A 25,782-nucleotide genomic window follows, 5' to 3' on the forward strand; every position below is an offset into this window, starting at 1 on the left:
GGGCGGTGTCCTTGGAAGGCTGTGCTTCTAATGACCACCTGCGATGCGCATTGGTTTTACCGGGTCAGTTGCCCAGCAGGTAACCGCTGCGGCACACCTGCTCACCGGCGACATGGGCGATGACCATGCCCGAGGTGGCCATGCGCCGCACGCTGCGGGCATACAGCAGCCCCGGCTGGCTGTTGCGCACTGAAGTTACCCGATCGCTCAGCGGGTCGATGATTTCGGCGATCAGTTGGCCGGCCTCCAGGTACTGGCCGGGGCGGGCGTGATACACCAGCAAGCCACCCAGGGGGGCCATGAGCGGTTCGACCGCAGCCAGCGGCGTGGCGGGGCGGGGCAATGCCGGCAAGGGCGTGGGTGTGCCGGCGATGACGTCAGCATGGGTCAGGTAGTCGAGGATCGCCTGGCAGTCCTTGCTCGCCAGGTCATGGCTGACATCGGCCTGGCCACGCAGCTCGACGGTCACCGCGACGCAGCCCAGCGGAATCGGGTAGCGCTTGGCGAAGCGCTGCTGCAATTGCCACCAGACCAGGCTGAAACATTCGTCGAACGACTGCCCGCCGGAGTCGGTGGCCAGCAGGCTGGCCTGGGCGCCCAGGTAGCGGGCCAGCGGCTCGACTTGCGGCCAGGCTTCTGGGGTGGTGTAGAGGTGTTCAACGGCCTCGAAGTCGCAGTGCAGGTCCAGTACCAGATCGGCGTCGCAGGCCAGTCGCTGCAAAATCAGACGCTGCGACTGCAGCGGCGTATTCGCCGGGTGGGCGTCCAGGCCGCGGCGCAGGTATTCACGGACCAAGGCCAGGTTGTGCGCAGGGTCCTGGCTCAGGTGGCCTTCGATCTGGTCGCCGATGCTATCGGACAGGTCGACGAAATTGCGGTTGAAATTCTCGCCGCTCTGCAGCGCGAACCGGCCCAACGGTGCATCCAGCAGCACCTGCTCCAGGCCCACCGGGTTGGCCACCGGCACCAGGATGATCTCGCGGCGCAGGCGACCCTGCTGCTCCAGCTCGGCCAGGCGGCGCTTGAGGTGCCAGGCCACCAGCATGCCAGGCAGTTCATCGGCATGCAGCGAGGCCTGGATGTACACCTTGGCGCCACCGCGTGGGCCAAAATGGAAGCTGTGCAGTTGGCGCGTGACGCCGGGCACGGGGGAAAGCAGGTCGTGGGTCGAATGGTGCATGGTGGTCCTGGCTGCGTGGCGAAAACGGTCTGCGACACGGGTCGGCACAAAGCTAAGCATAATTTTGCCCGGCATGCCTAACCACATCGCCTCGTTCAGGCCAGCAGGGCCTGCAAGGTAGCGAGGTCATCGGCCTCATCGACCGGCTTGTCCAGGCGCCAGCGCAACATGCGCGGGAAGCGCACGGCGATGCCGCTCTTGTGCCGTTTCGATAGCGCGATGCCTTCGAAGCCCAGTTCGAACACCAGGGTTGGGGTCACACTGCGCACCGGGCCGAAGGTTTCCACGGTGGTCTTGCGGATGATCGCATCCACCTTGCGCATTTCTTCGTCGCTCAGGCCCGAATAGGCCTTGGCGAAAGGTACCAGTGCACGTTCGGGGCTGCCGGGCGGAGCGTTCCAGACGGCGAAGGTGTAGTCACTGTAGAGGCTGGCGCGGCGGCCGTGGCCGCGTTGGGCGTATATCAGCACGGCATCCACGCTGAACGGGTCGATCTTCCATTTCCACCACACCCCCATGTCTTTGGTCCGGCCCACGCCGTACAAGGCGTCGCGCTGCTTGAGCATCAAGCCTTCGACGCCCAGGCTGCGCGACTGTTCGCGCTGCGCGGCGAGGTCTTGCCAATCCTGCCCTTCGAGCAGCGGCGAAAGCAGCAGCGGAGCCAAAGGGTGCGCGTCGACGATGCGCTGCAATTGCTGGCGGCGCTCATGCTGGGGACGGTTGCGCCAGTCCTCGCCTTGCCATTCCAGCAAGTCGTAGGCCTGGAGCACCACCGGGGCGTCGGCCAGCAGCTTCTTGCCCAGGGTCTTGCGGCCAATGCGCTGCTGCAGCAGGGCGAACGGTTGCACGGCCGGGGCATCGGCGCTGGCACCCGGTTTCCAGACCAGGATCTCGCCGTCGAGCACCACGCCGTCCGGCAGGCTCTGAGCCAGGCCGTGCAGCTCTGGAAAGCGATCGGTCACCAGTTCCTCACCGCGTGACCAGACCCATACCTGGCCATCGCGCTTGACCACTTGGGCGCGAATGCCGTCCCACTTCCATTCGATCTGCCAGGCGCTGGGCGGGCCGAGCAGGGCGTCGAACTGCTCGGTAGGCACTTGCAGGGCATGCGCCAGGAAGAACGGATAAGGCTGACCACCTCGTTGGCTGTGCTCATCAGCCGATTCAGCGGCGATCAGCTTGTGATAGCTGCTGGCGGTGGGGCGATGGCTGATGTCGGTGTAGCCGACCAGGCGCTGGGCCACGCGCTTGGCATCCAGGTCGGCCAGCTGGGCCAGGGCCCGGGTCACCAGCAGCTTGGAAACGCCGACGCGAAAGCTGCCGGTGATCAGCTTCAGGCATAGCATCAGGCTGGGGCGATCCAGTTGCGCCCAGAGTGGCGGAAGGCGCCGCTGGACCTCTTCGGCGGGCAACCCGCGAAGCGGCAGCAGATGGGCTTCGACCCAATGGGCCAGGCCTTCCTCGCTGCCGTGCGAATTTTCCGGCAGCAGCAGGGAAATAGTCTCTGCCAAGTCGCCCACGGCCTGGTAGCTTTCTTCGAACAGCCACTCGGGCAGGCCGGCCAACGTCGTTGCCAGTTCACGCAGCACGCGGGTCGGCACCAGCTGACGAGGCCGGCCCCCCGACAGGAAATACACCGCCCAGGCGGCGTCCTCGGCAGGGGCCTCGGCAAAGTAATCGCGCAGGGCTTCGAGCTTGGCATTGCTTGACGTCGTGGCATCCAGGCGCAGGTAGAGCTGGGCGAAATCTTTCATGCCTCTGCATCCGTCGCGGGGGCGTCGTCTTCTTCGCCGTACTCGGTCACGAATGCACGGGCATCGAGGCCTTGTTCGTTGAGGAAACGCACCAGCACGCTGACCGAGCCGTGGGTGACCATCACCCGCTCGGCACCAGTCTGCTCAATGGCCCAGAGCAGGCCCGGCCAATCGGCGTGGTCGGAAAGCACGAAGCCACGGTCCACCCCACGCCGCCGCCGCGTACCGCGCAGCAGCATCCAGCCACTGGCGAAGGCATCGCTGTACTCGCCGAAGCGGCGCATCCAGCTGCTGCCCGCGGCAGAGGGTGGGGCCAGGACGATAGCCTGGCGCATGAGTGGATCGTTACGTGGGATATCACCGGCATAGCGGGTTGGCGGCAGGTGCACGCCGGCCTCGCGGTAGACCTGGTTGAGCGGCTCGACCGCGCCATGCACCAGGATCGGCCCGATGCTGCTGTCCAGTCCGTGCAGAATTCGCTGAGCCTTGCCGAAGGAATAGCAAAACAACACGCTGGCCTTGCCCTGATCGCGGTTGGCCCGCCACCAGGCATTCACCCCGGCAAAAACCTCGGCCTGGCTCGGCCAGCGGTAAATCGGCAGGCCGAAGGTCGATTCGGTAATGAAGGTGTGGCAGCGCACGGGTTCGAAGGGGGCGCAGGTCCCGTCTGGCTCGACCTTGTAGTCGCCCGACGCGACCCAGACCTCGCCTTGGTATTCCAGCCGCACCTGTGCCGAGCCCAGTACATGGCCGGCAGGGTGCAGGCTTAGGGTGACGCCGTGATGGTGGATGCGCTCGCCGTAACTCAGGGTCTGCAGATCGATGTCCTGGCCCAGGCGGCTGCGCAGGATGCCGGCGCCGGGGGCGGCGGTCAGGTAATGCGCATTGCCGCGACGGGCATGGTCGCCGTGGCCATGGGTGATCACGGCGCGCGCCACTGGCCGCCAGGGGTCGATGTAGAAATCACCGGGCGGACAGTACAGGCCTTCGGGGCGGGCGATGACGAGGTCCATGGGGTGGGCACTGGTGTTGGGGGTTACCAGTTAGGAGCGGTGGTGGGGGAGGGAAGTTCGGAGAGATTTGGATTGTGGTGGTGGTGAGAGGTGCATGGCGTGAGGGTTAGGGCGCTCTGAAGATCGAGCGCCGCCCGCGCGGCGCATCGCGGCTAAAGCCGCTCCCACATTTGTTGCAACGTGCCTATGTCTGTAAGGTCATGGTTGTTCGCCTTGGTGCATGACTCAAGACTTGCGGGGCGGCGGTAGAGACAGCCGGAAAATTGCGTCGTGCCACAATCCAGGCAACTATGGCCTATCAGACCATGGCACGTTGCAACAAATGTGGGAGCGGCTTTAGCCGCGAAGCGCCGCGCGGGCGGCGCTCGATCTCAAGAGCGCTGAAAACCTCATGACAAGCGCTCCGGCCTCCGCTATTTCCCCGGCACCAACGTCAACCGCTGGCTCCCATAAGCCCGCCCAAAATTCTGCGGCTGAATCGGCAGGCTCATGAACCGCCCTTTGAACCAGGCATCCAGCCCGTCGCTGTAATGCCCGCTGGCCGGGTTGCCGGACTGGCCGCTGCTGGTCAGCACCTGCAGTGGTTCGGCCTGGCCGAAGTCGACGACCATGCGTGCCGAAGCCGGCAGGCGGGTGTCGAAATCGCTGCCCCAGGCATAGGGCGTCAGCGCCAGGGTCGTGAAATCACCGCCAGCGGCCGACGGCGAACGGCTGAGGGCATCGCCCAAGCCATGATAGGCCGGTGCAGGCCAGCGGTATTGGTGCAGCTTGCCCCATTGCCAGGCGCGCCGGTCGGCGCCCAGTTGCGAGATACCGGTATCCACGGCAGCGGCCAGGCTGCGGGCGAGGATGGCGGGTTTGTCTTCCTTCTGCGGCGTGTCGCGGTCATCCCAGAACGGGCTGTCCTCGCGGCCGAGCAGGTGGTCGGCCTGGGCCGAGTAGGAGAGGCGCGCATTGCTGACGAATGCCTGCCAGGCTGGGCTGGATTCTGGTCCGAGGTCGTCGAGGAAGGTCTGGCGGGTGACTTCCTGGAGGAACAGTTCATACAGCGCCGCATCCGCCGAGACCGGGCTCAAGCGGCCATCGAAGGCCTTGAGCCGGGCCAGAGCGTCACGGGCCTTGTCGCGCTGGGCGGCAGGCAGGGCGTCAATGGCCTGCTTGAGCGGCTGGGCCATGCCCGGCGCGTCGAACATCTGCTTGAGCTTGTCGGCCAGCAGCGTTACCTGGTCGTTCTGCAGGGCCATCAGGCTGCGGCTGTCGTGGCGGCCGTTGCCGGCCAGCTGGGCCAGGCGTTCGGCGCGCTCGGGGTAGTACCAGGTATTGGACAGCTGCATGCCGTAGCCGCGCGGCAGGCTGCGCTGGTTGGCGTGGCCGATCCAGCCGGCTGGTGGGTCCTGGTCGTAGGGGTGCAGCATCGGGTCGGCGTAGCCGTCCCAGTCATAGCGGCCGTCCCAGCCCGGCGACGGCAGCAAGCCTTGGCCTTCGCGGCGGTTCGGGTAGCGACCGCTGACCTGCCAGCCGATGTGCTCAGGTTCGGCAAACACGAAGTTGAGCGCGGCGGCACCGATCTCGCGTGTGCTGTCGAACGCGCGCTCGACGTTTTTCGCACGGGTCAGGTCGAACAGCGCATCGAGGCTGCGGTCGCCCTTGAGCTGCGGCAGGTGCAGCGCCAGGCCCAGGCTGGCAGTGCCGGGTTGGGCGAGCAAGGTGCCGTGGCGGGTGTCATACATCACTTCACGCTGCGGGCGTTGGCCGCGGACGAAGAAGGTTTCGCTGCGTGCACGTGCCGGCAGCCACTTGCCGTCGGCCAGGTAACTGACCTGGCTGCCCTGATGGCGCAATTGCTCCAGGTACAGGTCCTGGTTGTCGGCCATCACCGCGCTGCTGCTCCAGGCCAGCTTGCCGTTGTATCCGGCCAGGACGATGGGCAGGCCCGGTAGCGACAGGCCTGCCACCTGATATTTGCCGGTGTGGATCTGCACCGGGCTCAGGGCCCAGGCGGCGCGGCTGTCGCTGGCCAGGAGGCTCTTGCCGCTGCGGCTGCGTTGCGAGCCCAGGGCCAGGTTGGCCGAGCCAGGGCTGCCGAGCAGACCCAGGTCGGCCAGCTTCTGGCTGGCGGCTGCAAGGGCAGACAGACCCGGCAGCTGGCTGTTCAGGTTGAGGCCTTTGAGTTTTTCCACCTCGGCGTCGGCCAGGGGTTCATCCGGCGCGCCAGGCAGTAGCCACGGCAGTTTGTCGCTGCCAACTTTTTGCGCCAGCGTCAAAGCGCTGAGTTCTTCCTGCAGGTTCACCGACTGGCTGAAGGCATACAGGCTGAAGATCAGCGCCGAGTCTTCGGGTTTCCAGTATTCCGGACGATAGCCACTGCTGGCGAGGTTGGCCGGCAGCTTGTCGCGGTAGCGGAACAGGTAGGCGTTGACCCCGCGGGCATAGACTTCGAAGAAGCGCTTGAGCCGAGGCGACGCGTCGGCGTACAGCTGGGTGGCATTCTGCTTGAGGTTGGCGGCGCGCATCAGGCGGTCGATGTCCAGCGCTTCGCTACCGGCCAGCTCGGCCAGGCGGCCCTGGGCGAGCAGGCGCATGGCGAGCATCTGTTCGATGCGGTCACCGGCGTGCACATAGCCCAGGCTGAACAGGGCGTCATGGAAGTTGCTGCTTTCGATCAGCGGCGCGCCCATCGCGTTGCGCCGGATCGAAACGTTTTGCGCCAGGCCTTTGAGCGGCTGTACCCCAGTGGTGGGTGGCACGCTGTCCTGATAGCCGCCCATCTGGCAACCGGCAAGCCCGAGCATGCCGAGCAGCGTGGCAGCGGTGGCGAACCGTGGGCGGAAGGGAGGAAGGACGGGGGCGGCCATGACAAGGGCTCCTGCAGGGCGTGGCGGGGGTTTTGAGTGGCGTTAAGGTAGCATGCCGTTACGTATTCGGCGCCTGTGAGATCGAGCGCCGCCGGCGCGGCGCATCGCGGATGAAGCGGATCGCCGCACCGCCGCTCCTACATGGCGTGGCGAACGAACAATCCAATGTGGGAGCGGCTTCAGCCGCGATGCGATCTACGCGGCACCGCAGGACTCAAGTCGTGTCAAGCCCCGTGGCACTTCTTGAACTTCTTCTCGCTACCACACGGGCATGGATCGTTGCGGCCAACGTCCTTCAGGGCGTTGCGAACCGGCTCCTGGTGGCCGTGGTTGCAATGCGGGCCGTGCACATGGCCGTGGTCGTGGTGGTGATCGTCACCGTGGTTGCAGTCTGGGCCATGAACATGGGGTTGTTGAGTCATTGCAGGGTTACTCCGGTATGAAATCGCCGGGCATTATCTCACCACTGCGCGATAAGTGCAGGTCCCGGTGGAGAAGCAGCCCGGTCGCCAGCTCTCCCTGAAGGCGGTAATGCAGCGGTTGCTCGCTTTTGAGCAACTTGGCCAACGGCTTGAGCTGTTTCCACAGGTTGGTACGGGCGGTGATCTTGAAGGTGCGCCGGGCATGGCCACCGACACTGCGCCAGACACTGGCTTCATCCTCCACCAACAGCAGATCGTTGAGCCAGACCGCATAGCCGACATTGCGAATGAACAGGCGGCTGTCGTTAGGGTTGTCGATGCGCAGGTGCAGCACGAACTCCTGCTCCAGCAGTCGCGCCTTGACCGTTTCGACCTTGACCAGATGCACTTCCGGCTCGCGCCAATCGTCGTCCCCCCAGATCGCGCAGCCTGCCTGCAGCGCCAGCAGGGTGCCGAGCAGAAGCAGGCGGGCCAGGGCGATCATGCTCAGTTACCGACGTAACTGGCGCAGCATTTCTTGAACTTCTGCCCGCTGTCGCAAGGGCAGGGGTCGTTGCGGCCAGCCTTGAGCTCAACGGTCGGGTCAATGAAGAACCAGCGCCCAGCATGCTGCACGAAGGCCGAACGCTCACGGTGCTGGTGGTCGCCCTCCTGGTCATGCCAGCGCGCGGTGAAGGTGACGAAGGCATGCTCGGGCTGGCCACCGAGCACCTCGGCGTTTTCCACTTCCAGGCCCAGCCAGGTGCTCTGGGCGCTCCAGGCCGCCATGGCGGCGCGATCGAGCCCGGCCTGCTGGGCTGGCAGGGTGGTGGCGATCAGGTAATCGATCAGGCCAAGTACATAGGCGCTGTAGCGCGAACGCATCAGCGCCTGGGCATCCGGAGCCGGGGTGCCAGCGTGGTAGTGCCCGCAGCAGGCATCCAGCAAGTTGCCACTGCCGCAGGGGCAAACCGAAACACTCATCATCACCACCAGTACTTGCCAAAGTTTTCAGGGTTGGCCCAGAAGCGGGCGTTGAGCCAGTCCGGGACCTGCTTGTAGTCATGTAGATCATAGGTGAACAAATTCAGGACCTGCTCGTCACGACGGAATTTCTCACTGGCCGACAGGGCCAGGGCAAAGAAGTCGGTGTCTTGCCAGCCGCAGGCGCGCAGGTCGGCCAGCACCGCAACCCGGCTGGCGTTGAGGTTGCGGATGCCGCCCAGCAATTGCAGTCCCGCGCGTTTGGGCAGGTGTTCGAGGCAATCCACAAGTACGGCCAGGTCGAAGCGCTGAGCGGCCACGTCAGCGGGCAATGCGCCAGGTGCGCAGGTTTCGATGCTCACGTTTGGGTGGGCCTGGGCAAAGGCATCCAGGGCAGGGAAGCGAGTGCCCACCAGCAGCAGGCGTTGCGGGGTGAAACGCTCCAGCAGCGCCGCCAGGGCCTGCTGTGGTGTGCGTTGGGAAAAACCGTCGGTCATTGCCAATCCTCGTTCAGGTCTTGCAAGACTAACGGGCTGACGGCCGGGGGCAAAGCGGCATGTAACACCGTCGTGGCTTATTGCTGGCAGGGATCAGATGCGCGGTCTTTACTCCCAATGATCGGTCTTAGCCGATTCCCCCTAGGAGAAGCTTTGAGATGAGCATAGTACGCACAGCGTTACCCCTGGTACTGCTCACCAGTGTGTTGACTGGTTGTGCAGGTTTGCAAAAAACCGACTGGCCGAAGTGTGCTGCCGTCGGGGGTGTGGGCGGTGCCGCCCTGGGCGCCATCGAAAGCTCCAGCTGGGCTGGTTGGGGCGCCTTGCTTGGTGGTGGCCTGGCCGCCGGCTATTGCTGGGCCCATGGTGATGGCGACGAAGACGGCGATGGCGTGCCCGACAGCCGTGACAAGTGCCCAGGCACGCCGCGTGGCGTGCAGGTCGATGCCAATGGTTGCCCACCGGAACCGGCGCCGGTGGTCGAGGAAGTGGTGGTGCAGAAAGAGGAAGTCATCGTCATCCGTGACGTGCACTTCGAATTCGACTCTGCGCGCCTGACTGCCGCCGACAAGGAGCGCCTGAACACCATCGCCACCCGCTTGAGGCAGGAAGCACCCAGTGCCCGCCTGAGCGTCAGCGGCCACACCGACAGCGTAGGCTCCGACAGCTATAACCAGAAACTGTCCGAACGCCGTGCGCACTCGGTGACCGATTATCTGGTCGAGAGCGGCGTGCCGCGCGCCAGCTTCGTGTCGGTGGTCGGTGCAGGGGAAACTCAGCCGGTGGCGGACAATGCCACGGCCGATGGGCGTTCGATGAACCGTCGCACCGAGATCAAGATCCAGCGCTGACGGTATGCGCCCGTGCCTTGAGAAGTGGCGCGGGCGCGTCTTTACTCCTGTAGGCCGGATGCGGCCAACGACACAGGAGCATTCACCATGAGTGTTATGTCAAAGGCAGCGCTGCCGCTGCTGGTGGTTTCCAGCCTGCTTGCTGGCTGCGCCACCCACAGTGACGGCAGTGCGCCCCTCAATCAAAGGACCTGGCCGATCTGCAGCCTGCTGGGTGGTTTGGCGGGCGGTGGCCTGGGCGCCATCGAAAGTTCCAGCTGGGCTGCCGGTGGCGGCGCCCTGGGAGCGATCGCTGGTGGCCTGATCTGTTATGCCCAGGACGGTGACGAGGATGACGACGGCGTGTTCGATCGCCGCGACCGCTGCCCCGACACGCCGGCCGGTACGGCAGTCAACCACATGGGCTGCCCGCTGCCGCAATACCCACCCAGTCAGCCCGCGCCTGAGCCACCGGCCACGACCGAGGTAATCTCCCTCGACGATCAGGGCCAGGTGATGTTCGCCTTCAACTCCGCTGACCTGACCCCGGGCAGCCAGCAGCGCTTGCAGAGCCTGCTGCCCAGGCTGAACGAGCTGGGCGTGTCGCGGATCAAGGTGGTTGGCCACACCGACAACGTCGGCTCGGACAGCTATAACCAGGCGCTTTCCGAACGGCGTGCGGCCAGTGTCGCGGAATACCTGATCAGCCAGGGCATGGCGCCGCAGAAGGTCACCAGCGAGGGCCGAGGGGCCAGTGAGCCGGTCGCTGAAAACGACACCGAGGAAGGTCGCGCGCACAATCGGCGGGTGGACCTGCACCTCAACTAATGCGAATTAGGAGCGGCAGATGAAATTCATCCTGGGCCTGGGCAAGATCCTCACCATCGCATTCTGGGGTGTGGTGCTGTTCAACCAGCTGCTGCCGCAACCGGTGCCGTTCAACCTGTTGATCAATGCGGTCGGGGTGACGGTGCTGGGGCTGCACATTCTGGAGGTGCTTTTTTTCAACGCCAGCCTGCGCGGGCGCAGTCACCGCTGGTTCGATCGGTTGCAGATCCTGCTGACGGGGATTTTCCACGTGATGTCCATCCCGCGGCAGCCGCAGCTGCCGCGCAACGGCTGACCCGAGTATTGCTTGCTCAGACAGGTAGCCGCGAACTGGCTACCGCCACCACGGCCAGGCCCAGCAGCAGATTGACCCCCACCATGCGCCGGATCCGCCCCAGTGCTGCTGCGCCGGCCGGCCAGTCCTCGGCCTGCACCGCGGCTTTGAGCTCCGGCAGCAACAGCGCCTGAATGCGCATGAACAGCGCGAACATGGCGATCCCACCGCCCATCATCACCTGTACATACCTGGGCGCTGTCTCGAAACCGCTGAAGCGCATGTGCAACATGCCGATACCGCTTATCGCCAGGATCGCCACGGCCAGCCAGACCCAGACGAAGAAGCGTCGGAAAACTTCCAGCCATAGCCGCAGCCGGGCAGGCCCCTCGAGGGCTGCAACCGTTGCCGGGCGCAGCACCAGCCAGGCGAAGAACATGCCGCCGACCCATACCAGGGCGGCCAGAACATGCAGTGTGTAGGGCAGGGTAAAGGCGAGCATCCGGATCTCCATGCGGCACAAAGGGCAATAGCGGGGTATGATAGCCGCCCCATGCAAAACACTGAAAATATATCCAGCCCTCCGGGCGCCTGCAGACCATGATCAGCAACGAACTCAAAGCCACTATCCAGGGCGCCTACTCGCGTTTTCTCGAAGCCAAGAGCCTCAAGCCCCGCTATGGCCAGCGCCTGATGATCGCCGAAGTGGCCAAGGTGCTTGGCGACATCGCCTGTGACGACGAGGGCCGCCGTGCTGGCGAGCCCGCCGTGGTGGCGGTGGAAGCAGGTACCGGTACCGGCAAGACGGTCGCCTACAGCCTGGCCGCGATTCCGGCTGCCAAGGCCGCCGGCAAGCGCCTGGTGATCGCCACCGCAACCGTGGCCCTGCAGGAGCAGATCGTCTTCAAGGACCTGCCCGACCTCATGCGCAACAGCGGCCTGAACTTCAGTTTCGCCTTGGCCAAGGGCCGCGGCCGCTATCTGTGCCTGTCCAAGCTCGACGTCCTGCTGCAGGAGGGCCATGCGCAATCGGCCACTGCTCAGCTGTTCGAGGAAGAGGGCTTTCACATCGAGGTCGACGAGCGCAGCCAGAAGCTGTTCAACAGCATGATCGAGAAGCTCGCCGGCAACCGCTGGGATGGCGACCGCGACAGCTGGCCGGAAACCCTGGAAGACCAGGACTGGGCGCGCCTGACCACCGACCACAGCCAATGCACCGGCCGTCACTGCCCGAACTTCCAGCAGTGCGTGTTCTACAAGGCCCGTGAAGGCATGGGCAAGGTCGATGTGATCGTCACCAACCACGACATGGTGCTGGCCGACCTGGCCCTGGGCGGCGGCGCCGTGTTGCCCGACCCGCGTGACACGATGTACGTGTTCGACGAAGGCCATCACCTGCCGGACAAGGCCATCGGCCACTTCGCCCACTATTCACGTCTGCGCTCCACCGCCGACTGGCTGGAGCAGACCGCCAAGAACCTGACCAAGCTGCTGGCCCAGCACCCGTTGCCTGGCGACCTGGGCAAGCTGATCGAACAGGTGCCGGAGCTGGCGCGGGAAATCCGCACCCAGCAACAGTTCATGTTCACCTTGTGCGAGCAGGTCGCCGACTTCCGTCCCAGCGAAGATGTGGAGGGCCGCGAGCGCCCGCGCTATCGCTTCGAAGGCGGCGTGGTGCCCGAGCAGATCCGCGAAGTCGGCATCGAGCTGAAAAAAGGCTTCGCCCGCCTCAATGATTTGTTCACCCGCCTGGCCGATCTGCTTAAAGAAGGCATGGACGGCGAGGTCAACATCGGCATCGCCAGCCACCAGGCCGAAGAGTGGTACCCGTTGTTCGGTAGCCTGGTAACCCGCGCCCAGGGCAACTGGGAGCTGTGGACCGCCTTTACCGCCGAAGACCCGCAAGACAGCCCGCCCATGGCCCGCTGGTTGACCCTGGCCGAAAGCGGCGCGCTGTTCGATATCGAGGTCAATGCCAGCCCGATCCTGGCTGCCGAGATGCTGCGCCGCAGCCTGTGGAGCGTGGCCCATGGCGCCCTGGTGACGTCGGCGACGCTGACTGCGCTGGGCAAGTTCGACCGCTTCCGCATGCGCTCGGGCCTGCCCCGTGACGCGGTGACGTGCGTTGTGCCCAGCCCGTTCGTGCATGGCGATGCGGGCCTGTTGCGGGTCCCGGATCTCAAGGCCGACCCGCGCGATGCGGCAGCGCATACTGCGGCGATCATCCGTGAGCTGCCGAACATCGTCGAAGACGCGCGCGGAGCGCTGGTGCTGTTCTCTTCGCGCAAGCAGATGCAGGAAGTGTTCGACGGCCTGGACCGCGATTGGCGCAAGCTGGTGCTGATCCAGGGCAACCTGTCCAAGCAGGAAACCCTCAACAAGCACAAGGCGCGGGTCGACGACGGCCAGCACAGCGTCCTGTTCGGCCTGGCCAGTTTCGCCGAGGGTGTCGACTTGCCGGGTGCCTATTGCGAGCACGTGGTCATCGCCAAGATTCCCTTCTCGGTGCCGGACGACCCGGTCGAGGCGGCCCTGGCCGAGTGGATCGAAGCTCGCGGGGGTAACCCATTCATGGAAATCGCCGTGCCCGATGCATCGCTGAAGTTGATCCAGGCCTGCGGTCGCCTGCTGCGCACCGAGCAGGATCGCGGCGTCATCACCTTGCTGGATCGGCGTCTGGTCACCCAACGCTACGGCAAGGCTATTCTCAATGCGCTGCCGCCCTTCCGGCGGGAGATTTCCTGACGGCCGGAGCATGACGCGCCGGCCCGTTGTCCATCACTCTGTCGCGGGCTCATGAGGGCCTGGAAGGAGAGCCTGAGCCCTATGATCCGCCGCACCTTGCCCGCTGTTCTCACCCTGTTGTTGAGCACCCCGCTCATGGCCGGGCAGCAGACGCTGTTCAGCTTCGTGCGCCCTGCCTCGGTCGTCAATGTAGCGACCGAAGGCAGCGGCATGCCGCAGTACAACGCCGAACAGACCACTGAAGGCGAGGTATTGAGGCGGGTAGTGTTCAATCCGGTCGAGCGGCCGACTTTGCGCCTGAGCCCGCAAAGTGGTGCCTGGGACTGGTCCGCCGGGCGGTTCCTCACCCTGCGCCTGCAAAGTGCCATGGATTGGGCTCTGACCGTCGATATCACGGTGCAGGGCAATGATGGTCGCACCCTGACCAGCCGCATAGATCTGCCGGCAGGGCCTGCGCAGACGGTGATGGTGCCGCTCAAAGCCAGCTCGCCACTGAGCCAGGGCATGCGCGCCGGCCCACCGATGCCGTGGATGTACGAAGGGCAGCGCGTGCTGTTGACCAGTAGCGTCGGCGAGGTCGACCTCAAGCAGGTGGTTTCGCTCAGCCTGACCATTCCGAGTCCCAAGGTGGCGCAGAACCTGCTGATTGAAAAAGTCGGTATTCAGGATGACGACCTCGCCTACCAGGCCGCCTATCACCAGCTGATCGACGGCTACGGCCAGTCGGCCCGTGGCCGCTGGCCAGAGAAGATCGTCAGCGACGAGCAGCTCAAGGCCGCCGACAACCGCGAACAGCAACAGCTCAGGGCCTGGCTGGCTGAGCGCGCGAAGCTGCAGCTGGACAGTTACGGAGGCTCACTGGCAGGACCGGCGTTCGAGGCCAAGGGCTTTTTTCGTACCGAGAAGCGCGATGGTCGCTGGTACCTGGTAACCCCGGAAGGTCATCCGTTCTATTCATTGGGCGTCAATGCCGTGGCCGCTGATGGCGGGCGTACCTATGTCGCCGGCCGCGAAGGCATGTTCACTGCACTACCTGGCCAGGGTGACGCGATGGCGGCCTTCTATGGCGAAGGCAACAACGACGATGGCAATGCCTCCTCGCAAGGGCGCAACTTCAAGCAGGGGCGTTGGTTCGATTTCTATGCGGCCAACATTCAGCGCGGCCATGGCAAAGCCTGTCCGCCCGCCGCTGAAGGCCAGCCTGCGCCTGCGTGCCCGCCGCTGATGTTGGATACCGCGCGTTGGCAGGGGCACACGCTCGATCGTTTGCAGGCCTGGGGCTTCAACACGCTGGGTAACTGGAGCGACCCGGCCCTGGCCGAGGCCAAGCGCATGCCTTATACATTGCCGCTGTCCATTGTTGGCGATTACGCCAGCATCAGCACCGGCATGGACTGGTGGGGGCGCATGCCCGACCCGTTCGACCCACGATTCGCCATGGCCACCGAACGCGCGGTGGCCATCGCTGCACGCGATCATCGTGATGACCCGTGGCTGATCGGTTATTTTGCAGACAACGAACTGGCCTGGGCAGCGCCTGGTAACGACCCCAAGGCCCGTTATGGCTTGGCCTACGGCACTTTGCGCCTGACCACCGATGTACCCGCCAAGCGCGCGTTCCTCAAGCAACTGCGTGACAAGTATCGAAACCAGCAGGGCCTGTCCAAAGCTTGGGGCATTGACCTGCAAGCTTGGGAGTTGATGGAAGACCCAGGTTTCGAGGCGCCACTGCCAAACCCTGAACACCCGGAGATCGAGCGCGATTACCAGTATTTCCAACAGGTGTTCGCCGAAACCTATTTCAAGACCATCGCCGATTCGCTGAAGTGGCATGCGCCCAACCACCTGCTGCTGGGCGGTCGCTATGCGGCGAGCACGCCCGAAGCGGTCAAGGCATGCGCTGAGTTCTGCGATGTGTTGAGTTTCAACTTCTATACCCTGAAACCTGAGGATGGCTACGACTTCGCCCGCCTGGCCGAGCTGGACAAGCCGGTGCTGGTGTCTGAATTCCAGTTCGGCTCCCGCGACCGTGGCCCGTTCTGGCCAGGGCCTGTGGAAGTGGCGCGAGAAGAAGACCGCGGGCCGGCCTATGGCAACTTCCTCAAGGCAGCGCTGGCGCAACCGATGATCGTAGGTGCGCATTGGTTCCAGTACCTCGACCAGCCCGCCAGCGGTCGTTTGCTCGATGGCGAGAATGGGCACTTGGGGCTGGTGGCCATTACGGATGTTGCGTATCCGGGGTTTGTCGAAGCCGTGCGTAAGAGTAACCTGCAGGCCATTGGTCAGTTGAGCAGCCCGTTACCCGAAGAGGTATCTAAACCGGGCTCTACGGCGGAAGAGAGAGCTAAAAAATAGAGCATTTTCCTACGACCATCCGGCCTTGGCCTGTAGGCAAAACCGCCAACTACTGAAACAATGCACGCCTTTGTCAGCATGGTCGTACGGAGAACAGTGGGTGCAGATCCAGGGTCACTATGAGCTGAAGTTCGAGGCGGTTCGCGAAGCGTTCGCCGCATTGTTCGATGATACCCAGGAACGTGGTGCGGCGCTGTGCATCCAGGTGGGCGGCGAGACTGTGATCGACCTGTGGGCGGGCAGCGCCGACAAGGACGGTCAAGAAGCCTGGCACAGCGACACCATCGCCAACCTGTTCTCCTGTACCAAGACCTTCACCGCAGTTACCGCGCTGCAGCTGGTGGGTGAGGGCAAGCTGGCCCTGGATGCCCCGGTCGCGCGCTACTGGCCAGAGTTCGCCCAGGCAGGCAAAGAGAGCGTCACCCTGCGCCAGCTGCTCAGCCACCGCGCCGGTTTGCCGGCCATCCGCGAGCTGTTGCCCGCTGAAGCCTTGTATGACTGGCAGACCATGGTCGATGCCCTGGCCGCCGAAGCGCCTTGGTGGACCCCTGGCAGCGAACACGGCTACGCCGCCATCACCTATGGATGGCTGCTGGGCGAATTGATCCGCCGCGCCGATGGCCGTGGCCCTGGCGAGTCGATCGTGGCCCGCACCGCGCGGCCGTTGGGGCTGGACTTCCATATCGGCCTGGCCGACGAAGAATTCCACCGCGTGGCGCATATCGCCCGCGGCAAGGGCAACGCCGGCGATGCCGCGGCTCAGCGACTGCTGCAGGTAACCATGCGTGAACCCGAGGCATTGTCGACCCGCGCGTTCACCAATCCGCCGGCGATCCTCACCAGCACAAACAAGCCGGAGTGGCGGCGCATGCAGCAGCCGGCGGCCAACGGCCACGGCAACGCCCGCAGCCTGGCGGGCTTCTACGCCGGCTTGCTCGACGGCAGCCTGCTCGAATCCGAACTGCTCGATGAACTGACGCGCGAACACAGCGTCGGTCAGGACCGTACCTTGCTGACTCAGACCCGTTTCGGCCTGGGTTGCATGCTCGACCAACCCACCGTGGCCAACGCCACCTTCGGCCTTGGCGCCCGAGCCTTCGGGCACCCTGGCGCGGGCGGCTCTGTCGGCTTCGCCGACCCCGAGCACGATGTGGCTTTCGGTTTCGTGGTCAACACCCTTGGCCCTTACGTGCTGATGGACCCAAGGGCTCAACAGCTGGTGCGCGTGCTTGGCACGTGCCTTTGATCGGGTAATGCGGGTATTGCGCGACCCCTTTGACTATCCTCAATGCCAACGCCTCACATGTGTTGGCAAAATCTCTTTCAATTTCATGGTGTATCGCTGATGTCTTCACATAAAACCTTAGCTCTGGCCCTGTGCCTGACCGCCGTGACCGGCTGCGCCAGCCATCCTCAGGATGCTTCGAAGGAGGGCAGCAGCAGCTGGTGGCCCTTTGGTTCGGACAAGGTCGCCGAGCAGGAAGTGAAGCAGGCCGTCACCGAGAACGTCGCCAAGGCCGACGCCAAGTCCGAGAGCGCCAGCCGCTGGTGGTGGCCATTCGGCGGCGATGACAAGCAGGCCAAGGGCCCAGTCGTGCCAAAGATCGATGAAAAAGCTACCCAGGCCTGGCTCGACCAATATGAGCCGAAGCTGCGTCAAGCCATCAAGGACAGCAAGCTTGAGCTGGAGCGCCGTGACAACGTCTTGGTCGTGACCATCCCGGCGGACAGCTCCTATAATCCGGACCGTCCAAACATGCTGCTGCCGATGACCCTCGGCCCGATCACCCGCGTGGCCAAGGCCGTCGAAGGCGACCCCAAGACTGCCGTGCTGGTGCTGGGCCATGCCGACACCAGTGGTGCTGCCGCCACCAACCAGAAGCTGAGCACGGAGCGCGCGGCTTCGGTATCGGCGATCTTCCGCCTGAGCGGCCTGCAGCGTGACCGCCTGTCGCTCAAAGGCATGGGCTCGGAAATGCCGCGCGCCGCCAACGACAGCGCCGAAGGCCGTTCCCTTAACCGTCGCGTAGAAATGCTGCTGACTCCGCAGAACACCATGCTGGCGCTGATGGCCAAGTACCAGAAGGCCGTGCCGCCATCCGCCCCGGCTTCTATGGTCGCCGTCCAGGATGCCAAGGCGCCTGCTGCCAAGGCTGCCGAAAGCAAGCCAGCCGCGAAGGCCGCTGCCAAACCGGCTGCCAAGAAGCCTGTCGCCAAAGCCAAGGCACCGGCCAAGACCGCTGCCAAGAAGAAAGCCGCGCCGGCCAAGCCTGCGGCCAAGAAAGCTACCGCTGACAAGAAAGTAGCCGCCAACAGCCCTGCGAAGACCAACTGATCGTCAAGGAAACGCAGCCATGACCCAATCCCTGGCCGATATGCGCCGCGACTACACCCGTGATGGCCTGGCTGAAGCCCAGGCCCCGGGCGAGCCGTTCGCTCTGTTCCACCAGTGGTTCGCCGATGCGGTGAAGACCGAGCAGCCACCGGTGGAGGCCAATGCCATGACCGTTGCCACGGTCGACGGCGAGGGCCGCCCGCATTGCCGCGTGCTGCTGCTCAAGGGGCTCGACGCGCGCGGCTTCACCTTCTTCACCAATTACGACAGCGCCAAGGGCCAGCAACTTCAGGCCAATCCTTTCGCTGCCATGACCTTCTTCTGGCCTGCCCTGGAGCGCCAGGTACGGATCGAGGGACGGGTGGAAAAGGTTACGGCCAAGGAGTCCGATGATTATTACCAGGTGCGTCCGCTGGGCAGTCGCCTGGGCGCCTGGGCCTCACCGCAAAGCCGGGTGATTGCCGGCCGCGAGGAATTGGAAGGTTTGGTAAAGGCTACCGAGGCTCGTTTCTCCGACACTCAGCCGCACTGCCCGGAGCATTGGGGTGGTTATCGCCTGCTGCCCGAGCGCATCGAGTTCTGGCAAGGTCGGGCAAGCCGACTGCATGATCGGCTGAACTATCGGCTGGTCGATGGGCATTGGGCACGCGAGCGCCTGGCGCCTTGAATTTCAGGGGCTGTCCCCAGCCCCTACCCAGTCTGCACGCCGATGCAGCAATCTGTGACTATCCTATGTCTAATTTTCCAAGCCCGGCTCGGAGGCTGTACCGTAGCTGAACGGTAATAATTTTATTACTTGATCACCGTGACAGCCGTCGAGGTGCAGCGTCTAATGGACATCTGACTTATGGAGACTTTACCCATGCGTAAATCCGCTTTGCTGGTGGCGACCTTTACCACCCTGTCGTTGTTGCTGGGCGGCTGTGCCTCCAGCCTGACCGGCGACAGCTACTCCCGTGATGAAGCCCGTCGCGTGCAGACCGTGCGCATGGGGACCATCGAATCCCTGCGCCCGGTCAAGATCGAAGGCACCAAGACCCCAATCGGCGGTGGTGCCGGCGCAATCGTTGGTGGTGTGGCCGGCAGCGCCATCGGGGGTGGCCGCGGCAGCATCGTCGCAGCCGTGATCGGTGCCGTGGCCGGTGGCCTGGCAGGCTCGGCAGCTGAGGAAGGCATCACCCGCACTCAAGGTGTCGAGATTACTGTGCGTGAAGACGATGGCAGCATGCGCGCTTACGTGCAGGCTGTGCAGGAAAACGAAATCTTCCGCGTGGGTGAGCGTGTTCGCATCATGACCGTTGACGGCACCAGCCGCGTTTCGCACTGATTGCTGCATAAACAAAACCCCGAACTGGCCTCGCCAGTTCGGGGTTTTGTTTATCTGTCGCGGCTTACAGCCCGAGCATATCCCGCGCCACGGCTTCGGCGATGCGAATGCCATCGACACCGGCCGACAGGATGCCACCGGCATATCCGGCACCTTCGCCTGCAGGGAATAGCCCCTTCACATTCAGGCTCTGGTAATCCGCGCCGCGGGTAATGCGCAGCGGCGAAGAAGTACGCGTCTCAATGCCGGTCAAAACCGCGTCATGCAGGTTGTAGCCTTTGATCTGGCGGTCGAACGCCGGCAGCGCCTCGCGGATCGCTTCGATGGCGAAGTCTGGCAGGCTCGGTGCCAGGTCACCCAGGGTGACGCCCGGCTTGTACGACGGTTCGACACTGCCCAGCGCCGTAGACGGTTTACCCGCCACGAAATCGCCGACCAGTTGCGCCGGCGCTTGATAATTGCTGCCGCCCATCACGTACGCGTGCGCTTCGAGGCGCTCCTGCAACTCGATGCCCGCCAGCGGGCCGCCTGGGTAATCGCGCTCAGGGTCGATGCCGACCACGATGCCGGAATTGGCATTGCGCTCGTTACGCGAGTACTGGCTCATGCCGTTGGTGACGACGCGGCCAGGCTCGCTGGTGGCGGCGACCACGGTACCGCCCGGGCACATGCAGAAGCTGTACACCGAACGGCCGTTCTTGGCGTGGTACACCAGTTTGTAGTCGGCGGCGCCGAGTTTCGGGTGGCCGGCGTACTTGCCCAGGCGCGCCTTGTCGATCAGCGTTTGCGGGTGCTCGATGCGGAAACCGACGGAAAACGGCTTGGCCTCCATGAATACGCCCTTGCCGTGCAGCATGCGGAAGGTGTCACGGGCGCTGTGTCCCAGAGCCAGGACCACATGGCGCGAGTGCAGTTGCTCCCCGCTTTCCAGTATGACGCCGCTCAGCTGGCCGTCTTCGATCAGCAGGTCGGTCACCTTCTCCTGGAAGCGTACTTCGGCACCGAGGGCGATCATGTCCTGGCGCATCTGCTCGACCATGCCGGTCAGGCGGAAGGTACCGATGTGTGGCTTGTTGATGTAGAGGATTTCGTCCGGCGCACCGGCCTTGACGAACTCTTCCAGCACCTTGCGGCCGTGGTGTTGCGGGTCCTTGATCTGGCTGTACAGCTTGCCGTCGGAGAACGTGCCGGCGCCGCCTTCGCCGAACTGCACGTTGGACTCGGGGTTGAGCACGCTCTTGCGCCACAGGCCCCAGGTATCCTTGGTGCGCTGGCGCACTTCCTTGCCACGCTCGAGGATGATCGGCTTGAAGCCCATTTGCGCCAGCAACAGGCCGGCGAAGATGCCGCAAGGGCCAAAGCCGACCACGATCGGCCGCGCCTGCAGGTCGGCCGGGGCGTGGCCGACGTACTTGTAGGTGACGTCCGGCGCGACAGTGACGTTGTGATCGTCGGCGAACTTGCTCAGCAGTTCCGCTTCGTTGCTGGCTTCGAGGTCGATGGTGTAGATGAACAACAGCTCGCTGTTTTTCTTGCGTGCGTCGTAGCTGCGTTTGAACAGGTTGAAGCTGAGCAGTTGCTCGTCGCGGATGCCCAGGCGCTGGACGATGGCTTCACGCAGCGCTTCGTCGGGATGGTCCAGGGGCAGCTTCAGTTCGGTGATTCGTAGCATGGCAGGGTCCAGTATCCCGGCCATGGGCGGCCGGCGGCTTTACACAAACCGCCAAGTATAAGCTGTTAGCCGCCCCGACTGGCAGGATAAAAGCGCCCGGCGATCAGTTGTCGCGTGCGCCACCGTAGTAACCGCAGCCGCGCAGGGTCTGGCCGTCGATGCGCAGTTCGGCGCGCAGGTGGCGCACCGCGCCAGTGGCGCCATCGACGCAGCGTTGCGGGGCGACCCACAGTTCAACGTGCTGACCGTTGGCTTCGCTGGTCAGGGTCAGGCCGCCGCCGGGTACTTCTTCTTCGAGGAACGGCAGGGGCAGCGGGTCTTTGCCGACGCGGTTGAGCACCATGCCTTTGCCGCTGGCCTTGATGTCCCAGTCCGGTTCATGGCCATTGGCGCGCAGGGTCAGCTGCTTGAAGTTGGGGTCGTCGCAAGCGCGGGTGGAAGGCTCGAGGCGGTACAGGCGGCTGACCTCCAGCTGGCCGTCATTGTCGGCTTGCTTGGCGCCGGTGAGGCGGCCGCGCACGTCGGCGAACAACTTGGCGTTGGCGTCCTTGGCCAGGCTGGCGGACTCCTGCAGGATACCGGTGCCAGCGACGTCGTTGATCACGAAACGACGTGCTTCGCTGCAGGGCTTGAACAACAGGCGTCCGCCGTTGGCGCTCAGTTCGCCCTGCATGCGCGTGGTGCCGATGTTCGGGTCACGGGGGGCATCTGCCAGCATCTGGCAGCCAGTGAACAGGGGCAGCAGGGCAGTGAGCAGCAGGGAAGGGGTGAGACGCATGGGGCGGGCTCCGGGAATCTTTTTCAAATAACGGGCAACGGTACTTAGGCTGAGCGAGGTTAACAAGGCTTGATGTGTTGCCAGTGCGGGCCACTCGCGGCTAAAGCCGCTCCCACAGAGGGACGTCGTGTCCTGTAGGAGTGGCTTTAGCCGCGAGTGGCCCGCAAGGGAAACACCATCACATGAGGCAAGAAAAAGGGGCCGAAGCCCCTTGATCCATCAACCACCCAAATAGGCGTCCCGCACTTTTGGGTCGGTGAGCAAAGCCTCACCCGTCCCCTGCATCACCACCCGGCCATTCTCCAGCACATAAGCCCGGTCAGCGACCTTAAGCGCCTGGTTGGCGTTCTGCTCCACCAGGAACACCGTCACGCCATCGCGGCGCAGCTGTTCGATGATGTCGAAGATCTGCTGGATGATGATCGGCGCCAAACCCAGCGACGGCTCGTCGAGCAGCAGCAGCTTGGGCTTGCTCATCAGCGCCCGGCCGATGGCCAGCATCTGCTGCTCGCCGCCGGACATGGTGCCGCCGCGCTGAACGTAACGCTCTTTCAGCCGCGGGAACAGCTGCAGGACCTTGTCCAGTTGCTCCTGGTAGTCGCCCTTGTCGGTGAAGAAACCGCCCATGGCCAGGTTTTCCTCGACGGTCAGGCGGGCGAACACGCGGCGGCCTTCGGGGACCACGGCGATGCTCTTGCGCATGATGTGCGAGGACGGCTGGCCGACCAGTTCTTCACCCAGGTACTTGATGCTGCCGCTGTGCGCCTGTGGCGAGCCGCACAGGGTCATCAGCAAGGTCGACTTGCCGGCACCGTTGGCGCCGATCAGGGTGACGATCTCGCCCTGGTTGATCTCGACGTTGACGCTGTGCAGCGCCTGGATCTTGCCGTAGAACGTGGAAACGTTTTCAAACTTCAGCATTTACGCTTCCCCCAGGTAGGCTTTGATCACGTCAGGGTTGTCGCGGATTTCCTCCGGTGTGCCGTGGGCCAGGGGCGTGCCCTGGTTGATCACGACGATGTGGTCGGAAATGCTCATCACCAGCTTCATGTCGTGTTCGATCAGCAGCACGGTGACGTTGTGCGACTCGCGCAGGTAGGCGATCAGCGCCTTGAGGTCTTCGGTTTCCTTGGGGTTCAGGCCGGCTGCCGGCTCGTCGAGCATGATGATGCGTGGCTGGGTCATCATGCAGCGGGCGATTTCCAGACGCCGTTGCTGGCCGTAGGCGAGGGTGCCGGCGGTGCGGTTGGCGAATTCGGTCAGGTTGACCTTTTCCAGCCAGTACTGAGCGCGCTCCATGGCCTCCTTCTCGCTGCGGCGGAAGCTCGGGGTCTTGAACAGGCCGGCGAAGAAGTTGGTGTTGAGGTGACGGTGCTGGGCAATCAGCAGGTTTTCCAGCGCGGTCATCTCTTTAAACAGGCGCACGTTCTGGAAGGTCCGCACCACGCCCTTGCGGGCGATCTGGTGGCCGGCCAGGCCCTGGATCGGCTGGCCGTCGAGCAGGATGGTGCCGCCGCTGGGCTTGTAGAAGCCGGTCAGGCAGTTGAACACCGTGGTCTTGCCGGCGCCGTTCGGGCCAATCAATGCCACCACTTGTTTTTCCTTGACGGTCAGGGCCACGCCGTTGACCGCCAACAAGCCGCCGAAGCGCATGCTCAGGCCGCTGACTTGCAGAATTTCACGGCTCATCGATGCAGCTCCATGTGTGGACGTTGCATAGGCAGCAGGCCTTGCGGACGCCAGATCATCATCAACACCATCAGCGCACCGAACATCAGCATCCGGTATTCGCTGAACTCACGCATCAGCTCGGGCAGCAGGATCATCACGATGGCCGCAAGAATCACGCCCAGTTGTGAGCCCATGCCGCCGAGCACGACGATGGCGAGGATGATCGCCGACTCGATGAAGGTGAACGACTCAGGCGTGACCAGGCCCTGGCGTGCGGCGAAGAAGCTGCCGGCGAAACCGGCGAAGCAGGCACCCAGGGTGAACGCCGAAAGCTTGATCACGGTAGGGTTCAGGCCCAGCGCACGGCAGGCGATCTCGTCTTCACGCAGCGCTTCCCAGGCACGCCCGATCGGCATGCGCAGCAGGCGGTTGATGACGAACAGCGCCAGCAGCGCCAGCAGCAGGGCCACCAGGTAGAGGAAGATGACCTTGTTGATCGAGTTGTATTGCAGCCCGAAGAACTCATGGAAGGTCTGCATCCCCTCGGCTGCGCGGCGCTCGAAGGTCAGGCCGAAGAACTCTGGCTTGGGAATGTTGCTGATGCCGTTGGGGCCGCCGGTCCAGTCGGTGAGGTTGCGCAGGAACAGGCGGATGATCTCGCCAAAGCCCAGGGTCACGATCGCCAGGTAGTCACCGCGCAGGCGCAGCACCGGGAAGCCGAGCAGGAAGCCGAAGGTGGCGGCCATCAGGCCGGCGATCGGCAGGCACACCCAGAAACTCCAGCCCAGGTAGTGCGAGAGCATGGCGTAGCTGTACGCGCCCACGGCATAGAAGCCCACGTAACCCAGGTCGAGCAGGCCCGCCAGACCGACCACGATGTTCAGGCCCAGGCCCAGCAGCACGTAGATCAGGATCAGCGTGGCGATGTCGACCGCCCCGCGCGAGCCGAAGAACGGCCAGATCAGCGCCGCCACGATCAGCCCAATGATGATCCAGCGCTGGGTCTTGGGCAGGGTCAGGAAGTTGCTCACCGCCGGCGAAATCAGCTTGCGGTCAGAGCGGCGGCCCATCACCGAGCTCCACTGCTTGTCGAACAGCACGCGCAGGAACATCAGCAGCGAGCACACGGCGATGATGCTGATGGTGAACGAGCCCTGGCTGTGCACGATCAGGCTGATGCCATCGATGCTCAGTTTCAGGCCCAGTACCGGGAAGGCCACGGCCCAGACCAGCAAGGCGCTGAAGAACGCCTGTTTGAGATTTCTGTTCATACTTTTTCAACCTCCGGGCGGCCAAGGATGCCGGTCGGCCGGAACAGCAGGACAAGAACCAACAAGCCGAATGCCACCACGTCCTTGTACTGGTCGCCGAAGATGTCGGCGCCGAAGGCTTCGGCCACGCCCAGCACCAGCCCGCCGAGCATGGCGCCCGGGATGCTGCCGATGCCGCCCAGTACCGCCGCGGTGAAGGCCTTCAAGCCCACCAGAAAACCGGCGTTGGGGTTGATCACGCCGTACTGCATGCTCAGCAGCACAGCCGCCACCGCCGCCAGCGCGGCGCCGATGACGAAGGTCAGGGCGATGATGTTGTTGGTGTTGATGCCCAGCAGGTTGGCCATCTTGATGTCCTCGGCGCAGGCGCGGCAGGCGCGCCCCAGGCGGGAACGGGAGATGAACAGGGTGAGCAGGGTCATGGCCACCAGGGTGACCACGAACACCAGAACCTGCATGTAGCTGATCAGAACTTCCTCGGCACCGCCTGGCCCGAAGGAGAAGCTCCCGGGGATCAGGTTGGGGATGGATTTGTCCTTGGAATCCTGTGACAGCAGCACGGTGTTCTGCAGGAAAATCGACATGCCGATGGCGGAAATCAGCGGGATCAGACGGTTGCTGTTGCGCAATGGGCGGTAGGCAACCCGTTCAATGCTGTAGCCATAGGCGCTGGTGACGAAGATCGTCGCGACGAAGGCAACGGTCATCAGGATCGGCAGCGAATGGATACCCATCATGGCCAGGCCCGCGAGGGCGATGAAGGCCACGTAGGAGCCGATCATGTACACCTCGCCGTGGGCGAAGTTGATCATGCCAATGATGCCGTACACCATCGTGTAACCGATGGCGATCAATGCGTAGGTGCTGCCGATGGTCAATCCATTAACCAGTTGTTGGAAGAAATGGTAGATCTCAGGCATTACAGCGCTCCTAAAAACCTGATTTGCATTTCGCTGGCGGGGGTAGGCCAGGAAACCGCGGGTGACGGTTTTAAGATTTTCAGGTGGACTGG

The 25,782-nt window shown here is 64.0% G+C and carries 24 protein-coding genes; 9 read left to right on the forward strand and 15 right to left on the reverse strand.

What is annotated here, in order from left to right; translation table 11 throughout:
* Window positions 1–64 precede the first annotated feature (64 nt).
* The 8 genes from ACIPZF_RS14700 to ACIPZF_RS14735 form a co-directional block, all read right to left on the reverse strand.
* Window positions 65–1,180 carry a succinylglutamate desuccinylase/aspartoacylase family protein gene (locus tag ACIPZF_RS14700; RefSeq protein WP_400800484.1) on the reverse strand — a complete coding sequence of 372 codons (1,116 nt, stop codon included), beginning with the start codon at window positions 1,178–1,180 and terminating at the stop codon, window positions 65–67.
* A 95-nt stretch (window positions 1,181–1,275) separates the two neighbouring features.
* Window positions 1,276–2,934 (reverse strand): ATP-dependent DNA ligase, encoded by a 1,659-nt coding sequence (locus tag ACIPZF_RS14705; RefSeq protein WP_400800487.1) that lies wholly within the window; start codon window positions 2,932–2,934, stop codon window positions 1,276–1,278.
* Window positions 2,931–3,947, reverse strand: coding sequence for a ligase-associated DNA damage response exonuclease (locus ACIPZF_RS14710; RefSeq protein ID WP_400800490.1), 1,017 nt, complete (start codon window positions 3,945–3,947; stop codon window positions 2,931–2,933). Before ACIPZF_RS14710 ends, ACIPZF_RS14705 begins: the two co-directional genes overlap by 4 nt.
* A 413-nt stretch (window positions 3,948–4,360) precedes the next feature.
* Window positions 4,361–6,802 (reverse strand): penicillin acylase family protein, encoded by a 2,442-nt coding sequence (locus tag ACIPZF_RS14715; RefSeq protein ID WP_400800493.1) that lies wholly within the window; start codon window positions 6,800–6,802, stop codon window positions 4,361–4,363.
* Window positions 6,803–7,026: 224 nt separating this feature from the next.
* Window positions 7,027–7,224, reverse strand: a complete 198-nt coding sequence (locus ACIPZF_RS14720; RefSeq protein WP_400800495.1) for an SEC-C metal-binding domain-containing protein — start codon at window positions 7,222–7,224, stop codon at window positions 7,027–7,029.
* 7 nt (window positions 7,225–7,231) lie between these two features.
* Window positions 7,232–7,708: an LEA type 2 family protein gene (locus ACIPZF_RS14725; RefSeq protein ID WP_400800498.1), complete on the reverse strand. Its 477-nt coding sequence runs from the start codon at window positions 7,706–7,708 to the stop codon at window positions 7,232–7,234.
* Between the two features lie 2 nt (window positions 7,709–7,710).
* Window positions 7,711–8,187: a YchJ family protein gene (locus ACIPZF_RS14730; RefSeq protein ID WP_400800500.1), complete on the reverse strand. Its 477-nt coding sequence runs from the start codon at window positions 8,185–8,187 to the stop codon at window positions 7,711–7,713.
* Between the two features lie 2 nt (window positions 8,188–8,189).
* Window positions 8,190–8,684 carry a DUF6231 family protein gene (locus ACIPZF_RS14735; protein ID WP_400800503.1) on the reverse strand — a complete coding sequence of 165 codons (495 nt, stop codon included), beginning with the start codon at window positions 8,682–8,684 and terminating at the stop codon, window positions 8,190–8,192.
* A 158-nt stretch (window positions 8,685–8,842) separates the two neighbouring features.
* Here ACIPZF_RS14735 and ACIPZF_RS14740 point away from each other — a divergent pair, with 158 nt between their 5' ends.
* The 3 genes from ACIPZF_RS14740 to ACIPZF_RS14750 all read left to right on the forward strand — a co-directional run bounded on the left by ACIPZF_RS14740 (window position 8,843) and on the right by ACIPZF_RS14750 (window position 10,637).
* On the forward strand, window positions 8,843–9,535 hold the full coding sequence (locus tag ACIPZF_RS14740; protein ID WP_400800505.1) for an OmpA family protein: 693 nt from the start codon (window positions 8,843–8,845) through the stop codon (window positions 9,533–9,535).
* A gap of 87 nt (window positions 9,536–9,622) precedes the next feature.
* A complete protein-coding gene (locus ACIPZF_RS14745) occupies window positions 9,623–10,342 on the forward strand; it encodes an OmpA family protein (RefSeq protein ID WP_400800508.1) in 720 nt (239 codons plus the stop codon).
* 19 nt (window positions 10,343–10,361) lie between these two features.
* Window positions 10,362–10,637, forward strand: coding sequence for a DUF1145 domain-containing protein (locus tag ACIPZF_RS14750; RefSeq protein ID WP_400800509.1), 276 nt, complete (start codon window positions 10,362–10,364; stop codon window positions 10,635–10,637).
* Window positions 10,638–10,653: 16 nt separating this feature from the next.
* On the opposite strand, the gene ACIPZF_RS14755 is transcribed toward ACIPZF_RS14750, so the two are convergent.
* Complete coding sequence (locus tag ACIPZF_RS14755; RefSeq protein ID WP_400800511.1) at window positions 10,654–11,118, reverse strand: CopD family protein; 465 nt, start codon at window positions 11,116–11,118, stop codon at window positions 10,654–10,656.
* A 98-nt stretch (window positions 11,119–11,216) separates the two neighbouring features.
* Here ACIPZF_RS14755 and dinG point away from each other — a divergent pair, with 98 nt between their 5' ends.
* The 6 genes from dinG (at window position 11,217) to ACIPZF_RS14785 (ending at window position 19,378) form a co-directional block, all read left to right on the forward strand.
* The gene (gene dinG, locus ACIPZF_RS14760) at window positions 11,217–13,361 is read left to right on the forward strand and encodes an ATP-dependent DNA helicase DinG (protein WP_400800514.1); all 2,145 of its coding nucleotides are present in this window, start codon (window positions 11,217–11,219) and stop codon (window positions 13,359–13,361) included.
* A gap of 81 nt (window positions 13,362–13,442) precedes the next feature.
* A complete protein-coding gene (locus ACIPZF_RS14765) occupies window positions 13,443–15,716 on the forward strand; it encodes a beta-galactosidase (RefSeq protein WP_400800517.1) in 2,274 nt (757 codons plus the stop codon).
* 100 nt (window positions 15,717–15,816) lie between these two features.
* Window positions 15,817–16,962, forward strand: coding sequence for a serine hydrolase domain-containing protein (locus ACIPZF_RS14770; RefSeq protein WP_400800519.1), 1,146 nt, complete (start codon window positions 15,817–15,819; stop codon window positions 16,960–16,962).
* Window positions 16,963–17,061: 99 nt separating this feature from the next.
* Window positions 17,062–18,051 carry an OmpA family protein gene (locus tag ACIPZF_RS14775; RefSeq protein ID WP_400800521.1) on the forward strand — a complete coding sequence of 330 codons (990 nt, stop codon included), beginning with the start codon at window positions 17,062–17,064 and terminating at the stop codon, window positions 18,049–18,051.
* Window positions 18,052–18,070: 19 nt separating this feature from the next.
* Window positions 18,071–18,718: a pyridoxamine 5'-phosphate oxidase gene (gene pdxH, locus ACIPZF_RS14780; protein WP_400800523.1), complete on the forward strand. Its 648-nt coding sequence runs from the start codon at window positions 18,071–18,073 to the stop codon at window positions 18,716–18,718.
* Between the two features lie 195 nt (window positions 18,719–18,913).
* Window positions 18,914–19,378 (forward strand): glycine zipper 2TM domain-containing protein, encoded by a 465-nt coding sequence (locus tag ACIPZF_RS14785; RefSeq protein WP_400800525.1) that lies wholly within the window; start codon window positions 18,914–18,916, stop codon window positions 19,376–19,378.
* Between the two features lie 64 nt (window positions 19,379–19,442).
* On the opposite strand, the gene ACIPZF_RS14790 is transcribed toward ACIPZF_RS14785, so the two are convergent.
* The 6 genes from ACIPZF_RS14790 to livH form a co-directional block, all read right to left on the reverse strand.
* Window positions 19,443–21,050, reverse strand: coding sequence for an NAD(P)/FAD-dependent oxidoreductase (locus ACIPZF_RS14790; protein WP_400800527.1), 1,608 nt, complete (start codon window positions 21,048–21,050; stop codon window positions 19,443–19,445).
* 103 nt (window positions 21,051–21,153) lie between these two features.
* A complete protein-coding gene (locus ACIPZF_RS14795; protein ID WP_400800530.1) occupies window positions 21,154–21,828 on the reverse strand; it encodes a COG3650 family protein in 675 nt (224 codons plus the stop codon).
* A gap of 219 nt (window positions 21,829–22,047) precedes the next feature.
* On the reverse strand, window positions 22,048–22,749 hold the full coding sequence (locus tag ACIPZF_RS14800) for an ABC transporter ATP-binding protein (protein WP_012313071.1): 702 nt from the start codon (window positions 22,747–22,749) through the stop codon (window positions 22,048–22,050).
* The gene (gene livG, locus ACIPZF_RS14805; protein ID WP_003254878.1) at window positions 22,750–23,517 is read right to left on the reverse strand and encodes a high-affinity branched-chain amino acid ABC transporter ATP-binding protein LivG; all 768 of its coding nucleotides are present in this window, start codon (window positions 23,515–23,517) and stop codon (window positions 22,750–22,752) included. It abuts the gene before it with no gap.
* Window positions 23,514–24,770 carry a high-affinity branched-chain amino acid ABC transporter permease LivM gene (locus ACIPZF_RS14810; protein WP_400800532.1) on the reverse strand — a complete coding sequence of 419 codons (1,257 nt, stop codon included), beginning with the start codon at window positions 24,768–24,770 and terminating at the stop codon, window positions 23,514–23,516. Before ACIPZF_RS14810 ends, livG begins: the two co-directional genes overlap by 4 nt.
* Complete coding sequence (livH, locus tag ACIPZF_RS14815; protein WP_003254876.1) at window positions 24,767–25,690, reverse strand: high-affinity branched-chain amino acid ABC transporter permease LivH; 924 nt, start codon at window positions 25,688–25,690, stop codon at window positions 24,767–24,769. The genes ACIPZF_RS14810 and livH overlap by 4 nt, the downstream gene beginning before the upstream one ends.
* Window positions 25,691–25,782: the final 92 nt, after the last annotated feature.

It is taken from the genome of Pseudomonas sp. NPDC089752 (assembly GCF_044748725.1).
GTDB lineage: Bacteria > Pseudomonadota > Gammaproteobacteria > Pseudomonadales > Pseudomonadaceae > Aquipseudomonas.

What these genes read in the sequence shown, in the direction of transcription:
- ACIPZF_RS14765 (WP_400800517.1), top strand. Translation starts at nt 13,443, where the DNA reads ATGATCCGCCGCACCTTGCCCGCTGTTCTCACCCTGTTGTTGAGCACC.
- ACIPZF_RS14795 (WP_400800530.1), bottom strand. Translation starts at nt 21,828, where the DNA reads ATGCGTCTCACCCCTTCCCTGCTGCTCACTGCCCTGCTGCCCCTGTTC.
- ACIPZF_RS14755 (WP_400800511.1), bottom strand. Translation starts at nt 11,118, where the DNA reads ATGCTCGCCTTTACCCTGCCCTACACACTGCATGTTCTGGCCGCCCTG.
- ACIPZF_RS14710 (WP_400800490.1), bottom strand. Translation starts at nt 3,947, where the DNA reads ATGGACCTCGTCATCGCCCGCCCCGAAGGCCTGTACTGTCCGCCCGGT.
- livG (WP_003254878.1), bottom strand. Translation starts at nt 23,517, where the DNA reads ATGAGCCGTGAAATTCTGCAAGTCAGCGGCCTGAGCATGCGCTTCGGC.
- ACIPZF_RS14700 (WP_400800484.1), bottom strand. Translation starts at nt 1,180, where the DNA reads ATGCACCATTCGACCCACGACCTGCTTTCCCCCGTGCCCGGCGTCACG.
- ACIPZF_RS14750 (WP_400800509.1), top strand. Translation starts at nt 10,362, where the DNA reads ATGAAATTCATCCTGGGCCTGGGCAAGATCCTCACCATCGCATTCTGG.
- ACIPZF_RS14720 (WP_400800495.1), bottom strand. Translation starts at nt 7,224, where the DNA reads ATGACTCAACAACCCCATGTTCATGGCCCAGACTGCAACCACGGTGAC.
- ACIPZF_RS14745 (WP_400800508.1), top strand. Translation starts at nt 9,623, where the DNA reads ATGAGTGTTATGTCAAAGGCAGCGCTGCCGCTGCTGGTGGTTTCCAGC.
- ACIPZF_RS14800 (WP_012313071.1), bottom strand. Translation starts at nt 22,749, where the DNA reads ATGCTGAAGTTTGAAAACGTTTCCACGTTCTACGGCAAGATCCAGGCG.
- ACIPZF_RS14730 (WP_400800500.1), bottom strand. Translation starts at nt 8,187, where the DNA reads ATGAGTGTTTCGGTTTGCCCCTGCGGCAGTGGCAACTTGCTGGATGCC.
- ACIPZF_RS14715 (WP_400800493.1), bottom strand. Translation starts at nt 6,802, where the DNA reads ATGGCCGCCCCCGTCCTTCCTCCCTTCCGCCCACGGTTCGCCACCGCT.
- livH (WP_003254876.1), bottom strand. Translation starts at nt 25,690, where the DNA reads ATGCCTGAGATCTACCATTTCTTCCAACAACTGGTTAATGGATTGACC.
- ACIPZF_RS14785 (WP_400800525.1), top strand. Translation starts at nt 18,914, where the DNA reads ATGCGTAAATCCGCTTTGCTGGTGGCGACCTTTACCACCCTGTCGTTG.
- ACIPZF_RS14735 (WP_400800503.1), bottom strand. Translation starts at nt 8,684, where the DNA reads ATGACCGACGGTTTTTCCCAACGCACACCACAGCAGGCCCTGGCGGCG.
- ACIPZF_RS14725 (WP_400800498.1), bottom strand. Translation starts at nt 7,708, where the DNA reads ATGATCGCCCTGGCCCGCCTGCTTCTGCTCGGCACCCTGCTGGCGCTG.
- ACIPZF_RS14775 (WP_400800521.1), top strand. Translation starts at nt 17,062, where the DNA reads ATGTCTTCACATAAAACCTTAGCTCTGGCCCTGTGCCTGACCGCCGTG.
- dinG (WP_400800514.1), top strand. Translation starts at nt 11,217, where the DNA reads ATGATCAGCAACGAACTCAAAGCCACTATCCAGGGCGCCTACTCGCGT.
- ACIPZF_RS14810 (WP_400800532.1), bottom strand. Translation starts at nt 24,770, where the DNA reads ATGAACAGAAATCTCAAACAGGCGTTCTTCAGCGCCTTGCTGGTCTGG.
- ACIPZF_RS14705 (WP_400800487.1), bottom strand. Translation starts at nt 2,934, where the DNA reads ATGAAAGATTTCGCCCAGCTCTACCTGCGCCTGGATGCCACGACGTCA.
- pdxH (WP_400800523.1), top strand. Translation starts at nt 18,071, where the DNA reads ATGACCCAATCCCTGGCCGATATGCGCCGCGACTACACCCGTGATGGC.
- ACIPZF_RS14790 (WP_400800527.1), bottom strand. Translation starts at nt 21,050, where the DNA reads ATGCTACGAATCACCGAACTGAAGCTGCCCCTGGACCATCCCGACGAA.
- ACIPZF_RS14740 (WP_400800505.1), top strand. Translation starts at nt 8,843, where the DNA reads ATGAGCATAGTACGCACAGCGTTACCCCTGGTACTGCTCACCAGTGTG.